The sequence below is a fragment of the Winogradskyella helgolandensis genome (assembly GCF_013404085.1).
Classification (GTDB): Bacteria; Bacteroidota; Bacteroidia; order Flavobacteriales; family Flavobacteriaceae; genus Winogradskyella; species Winogradskyella helgolandensis.
In genome coordinates this window covers 2,564,792-2,578,477 of the sequence record NZ_JABFHO010000001.1, presented here as the reverse complement: position 1 = coordinate 2,578,477, position 13,686 = coordinate 2,564,792, and the positions used below count along the sequence as shown (strand labels likewise).

Below are 13,686 nucleotides of genomic sequence, written 5' to 3'. Positions count from 1 at the left end.
TATTAAGGTTCTACGTTTTGAAGTATTCTAACTTCTGTGGCGCCTAATCCATAGGTTTTATAATCGGCATCGTAAAATTGCACATTATTATAACGACTAAAAAGCGTTTCTAACTCTTGACGCAACACACCTTCTCCTACTCCATGTATAAATACAATTTTAGGAATGCGTTTACGCATGGCAAATTCTAATTGACCTCTTGCTGTATCTAATTGAAGATTGAGCATATCAAAATTAGACATACCTCTAGACGATTTTGTTAAGTGATGGATATGAAGATCCACTTCAAATTTTGGAGCGTGACGTTCTTTTGGTTTTACCGTAGGTTCTGTTTGTCGTTTTTTAGATGCTTTCTCTTTTTTTACAGCTTCGAAATCAGTATTGTAAACCGCATTTTCTAAACTATTACCCGAAGCCATCAACATGAGTTCGCGAGCTTCAAACTGAAAATCGAAACCATTAGTATCTTCAACTGTAATTGTATTTTCTGAAATTTTTGTTACAATTCCAGAAATGGCATCATCAATAGTTTCTACCGTATCACCTACTTTAAACTTCATCTTCTTTTTCTGTTTTTAGAAAAGTCTCCTCTTCTTTATCAAACTTGCTTGGTATATTTCTAGACGTTCTATAAATACCAAATACAAGTAACATAATTCCACCTATTAGTATATAGCTGTTTTGTTCTTGCTGTGCTTGAGCATAAAAAGCGGCTATACCACCTACTACAATGCAGAAAAAATTTATGATTCTAGATATATCCATAACTAATAAATTAATATTAGCAAAAGTAAGGTTTAGAAAAATATTTACGGCAATCGCAAATGAATTTAAAAATGAGGTGTAAATAATTTAGCAAATTCTTAATTTCGCAACATGCTAGTATTTTCAAAAGGACTTGAGGAATATATGTTGCCATGCTTATGGAAACAAACATTTAATATTGATTGTATGGGTTGTGGTATGCAGCGCTCTATATCATTAATTTTAAAAGGTGATTTAGTTGGAGCATTTTTTATGTATCCCGCTATATATTCACTTATTGTAATGTTTACTTTCCTTTTATTGCATCTTAAATTTCAATTTAAAAAGGGTCATAAAATAATTTTAGGGCTTTTTTTATTAAATATTAGTATTATTGTAATAAGTTTTATCATAAAAACCTTTTTAATCAACTAAAATAACTAACACAATGGAAAAACAACAAATCCCTAATGGAACATTAGTACTAGTCATGGGAATCTTATCAATTATTGGATGCTGTTGTTACGGTGTTCCTGGATTGATATTCGGAATCGTAGCAATTATACTTGGTGGTAAAGCCACAAAATTATACATGGAAGCACCTGAAAATTATTCAGGTTTTGGAAATGTAAAAGCTGGAAAAATAATGGGAATTATCGGTGTAGTTCTTAGTATTATTATGGTATTAATATATGTATGGATGATATCATCTTTTGGATGGGAAGCCTTACAAGACCAAGAATTAATGCAAGAAAAAATGCAAGAAATGATGGGGCAATAGTCTTATCTACAAAACACAAAAAAGCGATTTTCTTAATTGAAAATCGCTTTTTTTTATGCTTATTATCTAGTAAGTCCTAAACTTCAAATTCTTTTAAAGTCTTTGTTATAATAGACACGCAATCTAATAATTGCTCTTTCGTCATTACTAAAGGTGGCGCAAAACGAATAATATTACCATGTGTTGGTTTTGCTAACAAACCATTATCTCTTAATTTTAGACAGATGTTCCAAGCTGTTTCGCTGTCTTCTTTATCGTTTATTAAAATTGCATTTAGCAATCCTTTTCCTCTTACTGAATTTACAATTGGGCTCGTTTCAATAAATTTAGACAACTCTGATCTAAATAATTGTCCTAATTCTTCTGCATTGTTTGCTAAGTCTTCTTTTCTTACAACCTCTAAAGCCGCTATAGCTACTGCAGCAGCAATTGGATTTCCACCAAAGGTACTTCCGTGGTTTCCTGGCTGAATAACATTCATAATAGCATTATCAGCTAAAACAGCAGATACAGGATATGCGCCACCACTTAATGCTTTTCCTAAGATTAAGATATCTGGTTTTACGTTTTCATGATCTACAGCCAACAATTTTCCTGTTCTTGCAATACCTGTTTGCACTTCATCTGCAATAAATAGAACATTATATTTTTCGCATATCGCTTTTGCTTTAGACAAATAGCCCTCTGTTGGAACATAAACTCCTGCTTCTCCTTGTATTGGCTCTACTAAGAAACCTGCTACATTAGTATTGCTTTTTAAAGTTTGCTCTAAGGCATCAAGATTATTGTATTCAATTTTTATGAAACCATTGGTATAAGGTCCAAAATTTTTGCGTGCTACAGGATCGTTACTAAACGAGATGATTGTTGTTGTTCTTCCATGAAAGTTATTTTCACAAACAACAATTTCTGCTTCATTTTCATCAATTCCTTTGACTTCATAGGCCCATTTTCTACAGATTTTCAAAGCCGTTTCCACAGCTTCTGCTCCTGTATTCATTGGTAAAAGTTTATCGAATTTAAATAATTCTGAAGCATATTTTTCATACTTACCAAGCATATCATTATAGAATGCTCTTGACGTTAGTGTCAATGTTTGTGCTTGAGCAGTCATTGCAGCAACAATTTCAGGGTGACAATGTCCTTGATTTACCGCAGAATATGCCGACAAAAAATCATAATATTTCTTGCCTTCTACATCCCAAACATACACACCTTCTCCTCTACTCAATACTACAGGTAACGGATGGTAATTGTGCGCCCCATATTTGTTTTCTAAATCTATCGCTTCTTGCGATGTTAATTGGTCTAAAACAGCCATTTTAAAAATAATTTAATAAATGAATAAAATATCCATTCCTTATCTACCTTTATCCTTTCGATATGTCCGAAAATTCAGCGTGGGAAAGAAATCATCCCTAGAAGTTTGCAATTTACAAAGAATCTAACTGAAATAATACCTACCTAAAAATTATTGATGGTAAACTTGAAAAAAATTATTAAGCCTCGTATATCTATTTTTAATAAATATCCAAATTATACTGACAAAATTGAACATAAGTATTTATAAAATTACGACTATCTTTGCACCCAAATTATTATAAGAAATGCCAAAAAGAGAACGGAATAAATTTGTAAAACGCGGACAAATCATAGACATCTTAATCGAAGATTACGCTTTTGGAGGTAAAGGTATTGGTCGTATTAGAAATGAACATGGCGAATTTGTGGTTTTTGTTCCCAATACGCTACCTGGTCAGTTGGTAAAAACTCAGATTAAAAAGTGTAGTAAAAAATATGCAGAGGGTAAACTTTTTGAGGTTTTAAAACCGTCTGAAGACGAAATTGATATGCCTTACCAAAGCATTCCTGGTGCTCCTTATATTAATTTACCTATTGAAAAACAACACAATTATAAGAAAGAAAGTACACTTCAACTATTTAAACGTATCGGTAAAGTTGCTGATATTGAAGATAAATTTGATGAATTTGTATCATCGCCAAATACCTTCCATTATAGAAATAAAATGGAATATGGGTTTTCTGCCATTGGCTATAATCATGAATTAAAAACTGACGTAGATGAATTTACTCTAGGTTTTAAAAAACGTGGCACTTGGTGGTGTGGAGATAACCTAAATAATGATTCTGGTTTATTTGATGCTGAATTTGAAAACCAACTAAAAGACATTAGAGCCTATTGTATAGCAACAGGTTTGGCGCCATGGCATGCACCACAAAAAACCGGATTTTTCAGATATTTTGTAGTTCGAAAATCTTACAAAACCAATCAACTACTATTTAACTTAGTGACAACATCTTACGATTTACCAGAATTTGATTTGGATAAATTCGCTAAGTATTTAGTAGAATTATTTGGAGATAGAGTTGCAGGCTTATTACACACTATTAATGATGAAGTTGGAGACAGAACCATTGCCACCACAGGAAGTATTTCCCTAGTATATGGTGACGATAAAATTGTTGAAGAATTATTAGGTTTAAACTTTGAAATCAGCATGAAAAGTTTTTTTCAGACTAACCCAAAATGTGCTGAGAAACTCTATTCTAAAGTCGTAGATTATGCTTTAGAAAACAAAGACGCGATAGATAATACCGTTGTTTTAGATTTATTCTGTGGTACAGGAACCATTGGTCAGATTATAGCCAACAAATCCGAAAACACTAAAATTGTTGGTGTAGATATCGTCGCTGCTGCTATTGAAGATGCAAAAGAAAATGCCAAACGAAATAATATTGAAGGCTTAAAATTCTATGCTGCTGATGTTGGTAAATTTTTAACTGAACATCCTGAATACACTAATAAAATAAGAACTATAATTTTAGATCCTGCGAGAGCTGGCATTGCACCTAAAACTCTTAAAAAAATAATAAACCTAAATGCAGAACGTTTGGTTTATGTATCTTGTAATCCAGCAACCCAAGCCAGAGATACTGAGCAATTAATGGAAGCTGGTTATACTATTAAAAAGTTGAGTTTAGTCGATCAATTTCCACATACAGCGCATATTGAAACGGTTGTGTTATTTGAAAAAAAATAAATGAGAAGTTTAAAAATTTTAGTTCTTTTAATAGCGATTGCATTGATTAACTGTGAACGCGATGATATTTGCGCAGCAACCACACAGACAACTCCTAGATTAATTATAGAATTCTATGATGCTTCAGAAACAGATGAATTATTAAATGTCTCTAGAATTACGGTTTATCGAGAAGGGATTTTTACAGATGAAGATGGGGTAACAACTGAACCTATTGAAGAATCCGATAAAATTATCACTGAATATGATGATGAAGACTCTTATGTTTTTAATGTAAACAATAACAAAATAGCATTACCTCTACTTGTTGATGCAGAGGGTCAACCACAAATAACGGTACGTTATATTCTAGAAAAAGATACAGATCTAAGAATTGAAGATGAAGATCCTTTAACCAATTCTAATATAGACATCATTGAAATTTCATACAATACAGAGTTTGTTTATGTCTCTAGAGCTTGTGGTTACAAAAGTAACTTTAACAGTTTAGGGGTTGCAAGAATCTCAGATGATGATCAATGGATTACCAATATAGAAATCGAAGAAACGACACAAAGCAGCATTCAAGATGAAAACACAACACATGTACGCATCTATCATTAGAAGTGTAATTTTAATGCTGTTGTTTTCTACAATGGCTTTTGCGCAAGAAGAGAAAAAAACAGTTAACGATACTTTAGTTTTTAAACAAAAGTATGGACTAAGACTTGGAGCAGATATCAGTAAACTTGCACGCACTTTCTTTTCTGACGACTATAAAGGTTTTGAAATTATGGGCGATTATCGCCTTACCAAACGCATCTACATTGCTGGCGAATTAGGGAATGAAGAACGTATTCTTGAAAACGAGGTATTAAATAACACTACAAAAGGAAGCTATTTTAAAGCCGGAATTGATATGAATTTCTACCAGAACTGGTTAGATATGGAGAATATGATTTATGGAGGCCTAAGAATTGGAGCGAGTACTTTTAACCAAACACTAAATAACTACACTGTTTACGATATAAATAATCAATATTGGGATGGACGCTATTCAGTTGAGGAAGGTGAAGAATTTAGTGGTTTAACCGCATTATGGACAGAATTACAAGTGGGAATAAAAGCCGAAATCTTTAATAATTTCTTTGCTGGATTCAATGTTCAACTCAAAGTATTAATTTCTGAAAAGGAAATTAATAACTACGAAAATCTTTATATTCCTGGCTATAATAGAACTTATGACAGTAGCCGATTTGGTGGCGGGTTTGGATTTAACTTATCTTATTTAGTTCCTATTTTTAAGAAAGACAAAATTATTATTCAAGAAAAAGAAGTTGAAAAATAATTTGTCGAATGTAGTAAAACGATAGCCTCTTTTAAACTAAATAACACCACAACAAACACATTTAAAATTCAACTTTTCTTCGTATCTTTTCTTAATCAAAATGACTGATATGGATAAAGACGCTATTGCCGATTTAATTGAAGCTAAACATTCAGAATTAATTACTTGGTTAGAAAACCAGTCGGATGATTCTTGGATACTCGGTCCAGAAGGTAAATGGACAACAGGTCAACAAACACTTCATTTATTACAAAGTATAATTCCACTTAACAATGCTTTGAGTCTCCCTAAGTATTTACTACGCCTTAAATTTGGTAAAGCCAATAGACCAGTTAGATCATACGATGCTATTGCAAAACGCTATCATGAACGTTTAATAGATGCCAAAGGCACAACTTTTAAAGGCTCTAAAAACATGAAAGTCCCTAAATTATCAGACAAACAATACATTTTAAACAGATTACAAACCGAAGAAAAGAAACTACAATACAAAACAAGACGCATTAGTGACGAAAATCTAGATACCGTTGTATTACCACACCCTTTAATGGGAAAAATGCCTGTTAGAGAACTAATCATGTGGACGGCGCATCATGTGGAGCATCACTTAGATACATTAAAGAACCACTACTCAGAATTAGCTATAAATGAAAACAACCTTACATTAAAACAATAATGGTAAGGTTATAATCAATATTAAACTAGGCTTTAGCCTTTAGTTATTTCAAATATGCTAAAACATTAGCTTCAATTCGGCCCTGAATATCACTAACATCTCCTTTCACAAAAGTATCTCCTGTAATATTCTCATACAATTCAATATAACGTTCGCTAACAGATTCAATATACTCATCACTCATAAAAGGAACGGTTTGCCCTTCTAAGCCTTGAAAATCATTAGCAATTAACCATTGTCTAACAAACTCCTTAGACAATTGCTTTTGTGCTTCTCCTTTATCCTGACGTTCTTGATAACCATCAGCATAAAAATAACGCGATGAATCTGGAGTATGAATTTCATCTATCAAAACAATTTTACCATCTTTAGTTTTTCCAAACTCGTATTTAGTATCGACTAAAATTAAACCACGAGCAGCAGCGATTTCTGTTCCGCGTTGAAATAATTTTCGCGTATAATCTTCAAGAACTATATAATCTTCCTCTGAAACGATTCCCTTTTTAAGAATATCTTCTCTAGAAATATCCTCATCATGATCTCCCATTTCAGCCTTTGTTGCTGGTGTGATAATTGGCTCAGGAAATTTATCATTCTCCTTCATCCCTTCTGGCATTTCAACTCCACAAAGCATGCGTTTTCCTGCTTTATATTCTCTTGCAGCATGGCCAGACATGTAGCCACGAATTACCATTTCGACCTTAAAAGGTTCACACAAATGACCAACAGCCACATTTGGATCTGGAGTAGCCACCAACCAATTAGGTACTAAATCTTCAGTTTCCTTCATCATTTTAGTCGCAATCTGATTTAAGATTTGACCTTTGTAAGGAATACCTTTGGGCATTACCACATCAAAAGCACTCAAACGATCTGTGGCCACCATTACCAGTTGCTCATCGTTGATATTGTAAACTGCTCTTACTTTTCCTTTATAAAAACTCTTTTGGTTCGGAAAATTAAAATTGGTTTCTATTATGGTATTCATGTAATCATCATTTATTATGAATTACAAATGTAATTTCTTTACTTGGGTCAGACAATAAACTCAATAAAAAAGGAGAAATAAAATTTCTCCTCTCTAATTAAACTTATAGTTTTTATTTATTTGAACCTAATATTATAAGTTGCACCAATACCTACAGACTGAATATCTATATCGTTCTCCGCAAAGGTATTTTGGTAATATGCGTAAATATTCCAATCACGATTATGATAACCTATTTGTGGATTAACATAAAGTCCACCTTCGTTATCATCTACTCCAGTTAAAAAGCCATAACCTATATCGGTTCCAAAGAATAAACCATCAGGCGTAAAATAGTAACGAATAAATCCGGCAAGTGGAATAATACCGAAATCATCGGCTTCGTCTTTTCCAAAATAATTAGTGTAACCAGAAGCTAAACCAATCCCAAGATTAGGATTAAACAAATATTGGCCCCTCAAATCTAAACCTAATGCAAAAGAAGACGCATCATCCACATCGCCTACTGGTATTCCGGCTGTTAAACCAGCTTTAAGCCACGAGTTGTCTGCATTTAAATCTATGTCATCTTCTTGCGCAAATAATGGACTGAATCCTAATGTTATTCCGATAATTAAAAATACTTTCTTCATGTTTTCTTTTAAGTTTTTAGTTATACCTGCAAATTTATAAGAGGTTTAACATAAAAACTTTATACAATTTCGCTTTAATCTTATAAAATTAAAAGACAAAATCGCTTAGAACACTGACTATCAGTACACACGTATTAATCCATATTTTCAATACTTTTATAAGCCGCAATCACTTTCTTCACTAATTTATGGCGAATAACATCTTTATCATCTAAATAGATTATGCCAATACCTTCCACATTTTGTAATACTAAAAGCGCTTCCTTTAATCCGGATATCGTTCGACGTGGCAAATCCACTTGCCCAGGATCTCCCGTTAATAAGAATTTGGCGTTTTTTCCCATTCGGGTTAAGAACATCTTCATCTGCGCGTGGGTTGTATTTTGCCCTTCATCTAAAATTACAAAAGCATTATCTAAAGTACGTCCACGCATAAACGCTAATGGAGCAATTTGTATGACACCTTTCTCCATGTAACTTTCTAGTTTTTCATGTGGAATCATATCCCGCAATGCATCATATAACGGTTGCATATACGGATCTAACTTCTCTTTTAAATCACCTGGTAAAAACCCTAAATTCTCACCAGCTTCTACTGCAGGACGTGTTAGAATAATACGCTTAACTTCCTTATTTTTTAATGCTTGTACAGCTAATGCGACACCTGTATAGGTTTTTCCTGTTCCTGCCGGACCAATCGCAAAAACCATATCATTTTTGCGCATGCTTTCTACTAGCTTACGTTGATTTGCTGTTTGTGCTTTTATCAGTTTTCCACCAACACCATGGACTAAAACTTCATCACTTTTAGCTGATGTTGAGTAATCATCACTGCTTTGACTTGTTAATACACGTTCAATTACATTTTCATCAAGCTTATTATATTTTGCAAAATGCTTCATCAACATAGTCATTCTTCGATCAAACTCTTCGAGTAAATCTTCATCTCCATAGGCTTTTAATTTATTGCCTCTGGCCACAATTTTAAGTTTAGGATAGTATTTTTTTAGAAGTTCAATATTTGCATTTTGTGCTCCGAAGAATTCCTTTGGAGATATTTCTTCGAGTTCTAGGATAAGTTCATTCAAAAGCAAGGTGTATTTAGTGTGTTAATCTGTTTTCTTTTATTAATTTTGTAATTCTTGTGTACACACACAAAGCTAATAATTTTACAACCATAATTCTGAAAAAAATATCAACAATCAATCCATGGCGATAATCACTTTAACGACTGATTTTGGAGAAAAAGATCACTTTGCAGGCGCCATAAAAGGAGCTATTTATAGTGAACTTGAGGAGATAAGAATTGTAGATATTTCGCATTCCGTCTCACCATTTAATATTTCTGAAGCGGCTTATATTATTCAGAATGCGTATAGTAGTTTTCCGAAAGGAACAATTCATTTAATAGGAATTGATTCTGAGTTAAGCCCTGAAAACAAGCATATTGCAGTCAAACTAGACGACCATTACTTTATATGTGCCAACAACGGTATTATGAGTATGATTTGTGCCGAAATAGCACCTGAAAAAATTGTTGAAATTAATATCCATGATAGAGTTGAAACTAATTTTCCGGTACTAGATATTTTTGTGAAAGTAGCATGCCATATTGCACGTGGAGGAACTTTGGATGTCATCGGAAAAGTTATTAACACTATTAAGCCGATTAAAAATTTAGTGCCGTTTATTAACGATGAACATAATCAAATTATTGGCAGTGTCATATATATTGATAATTATGGCAATGTAGTTACTAATATTAAACGAAAGTTTTTTGAATCGGTTCAAAAATCTAGACCTTATGAAGTGTCGGCACGTAACTATAAATTCGAAAAAATACATAATAAATATACCGATATCATAGATTTTGACATGGAGGAATCTAAACGAAACGTGGATGGCAAGGGCTTAGTGGTTTTTAATTCTTCGGGTTATCTAGAAATTGCTGTTTATAAAAGTAATTGTACATCTGTTGGAGGTGCATCAACTTTAATGGGCTTAAAAACTATGGATACGGTAACTGTTAATTTCTTAAATCCATAAGCTTTGTTAGTAAGAATTGTAAAAATGAGTTTTGAACCTACGAAGATTGAAGAATTCTTGGCTAATTTTGAAACCGTTAAAGAAAAAATTCGAAATTTTGAAGGTTGTAATTTTTTAGAGTTGTACCGCGATCAGAATACGACTAATATTTTTTTCACTTATAGCTATTGGAATTCTGAAGACGATTTAAACAATTATAGACATTCTGAATTGTTTAAAGGTGTTTGGGCGAATACGAAACCTTTATTTAATGCAAAACCGGAGGCTTGGAGTGTGGATAAATTGGAGAGTTTGGATTGACGAATTACGATTAAAATGCTTCTCGCAAAGTCGCAGAGACGCAAAGAAAATTGAACACTAAACACTGAACACTAATCTATGCTAGCAATTTTAAAAAAAGAAATAAACACCTTCTTCGCCTCACCAATCGGTTACTTGGTTATTGGTGTGTTTTTACTACTCAACGGGCTATTTCTTTGGGTTTTTAAAGGCGAATTCAATGTTTTAGATAATGGTCAGGCCAGTTTAGCATCGTTCTTTTTATTGGCTCCTTGGATTCTTATTTTTTTGGTACCAGCAGTGACCATGCGTAGTTTTAGTGATGAGAAAAAACAAGGAACTTTAGAGTTATTAGTCACCAAACCTATCTCACATTTTCAGATTGTATTAGGGAAATATTTTGGAGCTTTTGCGCTGATTGTAATGGCTTTAATCCCAACGTTACTTTATGTTTATACCATTTCAATATTAGGAAACCCAGAAGGTAATCTCGATATCGGAAGTACCATTGGTTCTTATTTTGGACTTTTGTTTTTAGTTGGTGCTTATACAGCAATTGGAGTGTTTGCGTCTACCCTTTCTGATAATCAGATAGTAGCTTTTATTATTGCTGTTTTTATATGTTTCTTTTTCTATTTTGGTTTTGAAGGGCTTTCTAATTATAACATTTTTGATAACCTTGTATACATGGAAAACCTTGGTATGTCTGCGCATTACAATAGTATGAGTCGTGGCGTTATTGACACCAGAGATTTAGTTTATTTTATAAGTATCGCATTAGCCTTTTTATTATTCACAAAACTTAGAATCCAAAAACAATAATATGATCATTACACCTTTATTAGTCATATTTTTAATAATCGTTTTTGTACTCCTGTTTTTATTTTTAAACACAGTTGATAAACGCAAATGGCTATCTGGCTTAATCAGTTTGGTATTAACACCTTTTGTGTTTTTCTTTTTGTTTTATCCGTTTCTTAATATTATAAGCAGCTACCATCATCAAAAATATTTTAACAGCGATGCTTGGATAGAAAAACCAGCGCTGCGTTATGAAATGATTGATAACACGATTGAATCTGATACTTTGATCGGTGTTTCAAGAGAAAAAATTACCCAGCTTTTAGGTAAAGAAGAATGGTTAACTTGGGATGATGCGAAAAAAGCACACGATATCAACAAATGGAATTACGGACTTGGCATAGAACCTGGCGCTTTTACAGATGAAAGGGAATGTGTAGAAATTACATTTCAAAATGATAAAGTCGTCGCATTAAAAACGTATCAAGAAGACATAACTTTCGAGAATGAAAAAGAATAAATCCATACTATATATTATAGCTATTGTTGCTGGACTCATCATCGTCAATGCGATTTCAGGTTCGGTATATCAACGTTTCGATTTAACTAAAGACCATCGCTATACCCTTTCGGATGTTTCAAAAGACTTGATTAGCGACTTAGATTCTCCTTTAATAATTGATGTGTTTTTGGAAGGTGATTTCCCTTCTGAATTCAGATTACTTCAAACTGAAGTAAAACAAATTATAGATGAATTTCAGCTTGAAACAAATCAGATATTTGTTAATTACATTGATCCTATTGAAGATGAAACGACACGCCAACAATATATTGAGCAATTAACAAATGCAGGATTAGAACCCTATATTAATACAGATAATAGCACAGGAAAAGTAACCCAAGACATTATTTTCCCATGGGCTTTTGCCAGTTATAAAGACCAAACACATAAAATTCCCCTTCTAAAAAAAAGCATTACACAAGGGTTGCCAGAGCAAATTAATAATTCAGTGCAATCTTTAGAATATGCGTTTGCTGATGGATTTAGTAAACTCGTCAATGCTAAAGCAAAAAAGATTGCGATTTTAAAAGGAAACGGTGAGTTAGATGACCTTTACATTGCTGATTTTCTTCAAACTATTAAACCTTATTATAATTTAGGACAATTTACATTAGATAGCGTGGCTACAAACCCACAAGGAACTCTTGATAAATTAATCGAATATGATTTAATAATTGCCGCCAAACCAAGTATTCCTTTTACTGAAAACGAAAAGTTAGTTTTAGACCAATATACCATGAACGGAGGAAAAAGTCTTTGGCTTACGGAGTCTGTGATTATGGATCAAGACAGTTTAAAAAATGCTTCAGGATCAGGAGTTTCAATTATGCGTGATTTACAATTGAACGATTTTTTCTTCAAATATGGCGTAAGAGTCAACCCAACGCTAGTAAAAGACCTCTACTCTGCTCCAATTATGTTAGCCATTGGCGAAGGTAGTCAGGCACAAATGCAACCCATTCAATGGCAATATTCGCCTTTGGCTGCATCAAACCCTAATCATTCCATTACTAAGAATTTAAACTTAGTAAAGTTTGATTTTGCGAGCCCGATTGACACCTTGAAAAACGGTATAAAAAAGTCAATTTTATTACAAAGTTCACCAAAATCGAAACTTGAAGGTGCACCCACCACCATTTCACTAGCCAATGTAACGAGTCCTCCAGATGAAGCAAGTTACAATTTAGGTTCTCAAAACTTAGCCGTTCTTTTAGAAGGTGAGTTTTCGTCGGTTTATGACCAACGCGTATTGCCGTTTAAGGTGAAAAACTTTAAATCTAAAAGTACAGAGACGAAAATGATTGTGATTTCTGATGGAGACCTTATTAAAAATGACGTTATAAGAAATAGACCTCAAGAACTAGGCTTTGATCAGCTCACCGGAAAATCATTTGGGAATAAAGAATTTCTGCTGAATTCGGTAAATTATCTCTTGGATGATTCCGGACTTATAAACATAAGATCTAAAGAAATAAATGTGGCATTTTTAGATGTCGAAAAAATAAAAAAGAGCAAATCTACATGGCAATTTATTAATATTGCTTTGCCACTCATACTTTTAGCGCTATTTGGTTTTGTGTTTAATTATTTAAGAAAACGAAAATACGCCTCTTAAATTTCCATGATTAACACCTATATATTTCGACCCAAAAACGCGTAATTTGTTAATAAGTTTGTTTTAAAAAACCCTTCTATTAGGATATATTTGTAATACGAATAAAAGTATAAAACACATCTATTCAGCATGAAACATCTCACCAAATATGGTTGGGTTTATCTTAAAAATTC

General features: G+C 33.0%; 17 protein-coding genes. 11 read left to right on the top strand and 6 right to left on the bottom strand.

The window, feature by feature from the left end:
- Positions 1-2: 2 nt before the first annotated feature.
- Both HM992_RS10745 and HM992_RS10740 read right to left on the bottom strand, forming a co-directional pair.
- Positions 3-560, bottom strand: coding sequence for a Smr/MutS family protein (locus HM992_RS10745; RefSeq protein ID WP_178984986.1), 558 nt, complete (start codon positions 558-560; stop codon positions 3-5).
- A complete protein-coding gene (locus tag HM992_RS10740) occupies positions 550-765 on the bottom strand; it encodes a hypothetical protein (protein ID WP_179319655.1) in 216 nt (71 codons plus the stop codon). The genes HM992_RS10745 and HM992_RS10740 overlap by 11 nt, the downstream gene beginning before the upstream one ends.
- Before the next feature lie 111 nt (positions 766-876).
- Between HM992_RS10740 and HM992_RS10735 the strand changes: the two genes are divergently transcribed.
- Complete coding sequence (locus HM992_RS10735; protein ID WP_317167230.1) at positions 877-1,179, top strand: DUF2752 domain-containing protein; 303 nt, start codon at positions 877-879, stop codon at positions 1,177-1,179.
- A 13-nt stretch (positions 1,180-1,192) separates the two neighbouring features.
- Positions 1,193-1,525, top strand: coding sequence for a CCC motif membrane protein (locus HM992_RS10730; RefSeq protein WP_179319654.1), 333 nt, complete (start codon positions 1,193-1,195; stop codon positions 1,523-1,525).
- A 76-nt stretch (positions 1,526-1,601) separates the two neighbouring features.
- Here the strand turns inward: HM992_RS10730 and rocD are convergent, their stop codons facing one another.
- Positions 1,602-2,846: an ornithine--oxo-acid transaminase gene (rocD, locus tag HM992_RS10725; protein ID WP_179319653.1), complete on the bottom strand. Its 1,245-nt coding sequence runs from the start codon at positions 2,844-2,846 to the stop codon at positions 1,602-1,604.
- Between the two features lie 286 nt (positions 2,847-3,132).
- Between rocD and rlmD the strand changes: the two genes are divergently transcribed.
- The 4 genes from rlmD to HM992_RS10705 all read left to right on the top strand — a co-directional run bounded on the left by rlmD (position 3,133) and on the right by HM992_RS10705 (position 6,590).
- Positions 3,133-4,587 (top strand): 23S rRNA (uracil(1939)-C(5))-methyltransferase RlmD, encoded by a 1,455-nt coding sequence (gene rlmD, locus HM992_RS10720; RefSeq protein WP_178984982.1) that lies wholly within the window; start codon positions 3,133-3,135, stop codon positions 4,585-4,587.
- Entirely contained in the window at positions 4,588-5,190 is a 603-nt protein-coding gene (locus HM992_RS10715; protein ID WP_179319652.1) for a DUF6452 family protein, read from the top strand.
- A complete protein-coding gene (locus tag HM992_RS10710; protein ID WP_229720481.1) occupies positions 5,156-5,914 on the top strand; it encodes a DUF6048 family protein in 759 nt (252 codons plus the stop codon). The genes HM992_RS10715 and HM992_RS10710 overlap by 35 nt, the downstream gene beginning before the upstream one ends.
- A 109-nt stretch (positions 5,915-6,023) precedes the next feature.
- Positions 6,024-6,590, top strand: a complete 567-nt coding sequence (locus HM992_RS10705) for a DinB family protein (protein ID WP_179319651.1) — start codon at positions 6,024-6,026, stop codon at positions 6,588-6,590.
- A 43-nt stretch (positions 6,591-6,633) separates the two neighbouring features.
- Here HM992_RS10705 and HM992_RS10700 read toward each other — a convergent pair whose 3' ends face one another.
- From HM992_RS10700 to HM992_RS10690, 3 genes are all read right to left on the bottom strand, one after another.
- Entirely contained in the window at positions 6,634-7,578 is a 945-nt protein-coding gene (locus HM992_RS10700) for a phosphoribosylaminoimidazolesuccinocarboxamide synthase (RefSeq protein ID WP_179319650.1), read from the bottom strand.
- 116 nt (positions 7,579-7,694) lie between these two features.
- Positions 7,695-8,210 carry a hypothetical protein gene (locus tag HM992_RS10695; protein WP_178984978.1) on the bottom strand — a complete coding sequence of 172 codons (516 nt, stop codon included), beginning with the start codon at positions 8,208-8,210 and terminating at the stop codon, positions 7,695-7,697.
- Between the two features lie 134 nt (positions 8,211-8,344).
- Complete coding sequence (locus HM992_RS10690; protein WP_179319649.1) at positions 8,345-9,298, bottom strand: PhoH family protein; 954 nt, start codon at positions 9,296-9,298, stop codon at positions 8,345-8,347.
- Between the two features lie 121 nt (positions 9,299-9,419).
- Here HM992_RS10690 and HM992_RS10685 point away from each other — a divergent pair, with 121 nt between their 5' ends.
- The 5 genes from HM992_RS10685 to gldG all read left to right on the top strand — a co-directional run bounded on the left by HM992_RS10685 (position 9,420) and on the right by gldG (position 13,513).
- On the top strand, positions 9,420-10,256 hold the full coding sequence (locus HM992_RS10685; RefSeq protein WP_179319648.1) for an SAM hydrolase/SAM-dependent halogenase family protein: 837 nt from the start codon (positions 9,420-9,422) through the stop codon (positions 10,254-10,256).
- 3 nt (positions 10,257-10,259) lie between these two features.
- Positions 10,260-10,556 carry a putative quinol monooxygenase gene (locus HM992_RS10680; protein WP_178984975.1) on the top strand — a complete coding sequence of 99 codons (297 nt, stop codon included), beginning with the start codon at positions 10,260-10,262 and terminating at the stop codon, positions 10,554-10,556.
- A gap of 78 nt (positions 10,557-10,634) precedes the next feature.
- Positions 10,635-11,357 (top strand): gliding motility-associated ABC transporter permease subunit GldF, encoded by a 723-nt coding sequence (gene gldF, locus HM992_RS10675; protein ID WP_178984974.1) that lies wholly within the window; start codon positions 10,635-10,637, stop codon positions 11,355-11,357.
- A gap of 1 nt (position 11,358) precedes the next feature.
- Positions 11,359-11,856, top strand: coding sequence for a hypothetical protein (locus HM992_RS10670; RefSeq protein ID WP_178984973.1), 498 nt, complete (start codon positions 11,359-11,361; stop codon positions 11,854-11,856).
- On the top strand, positions 11,843-13,513 hold the full coding sequence (gene gldG, locus HM992_RS10665; protein WP_179319647.1) for a gliding motility-associated ABC transporter substrate-binding protein GldG: 1,671 nt from the start codon (positions 11,843-11,845) through the stop codon (positions 13,511-13,513). The genes HM992_RS10670 and gldG overlap by 14 nt, the downstream gene beginning before the upstream one ends.
- The last annotated feature ends 173 nt before the right edge of the window (positions 13,514-13,686 follow it).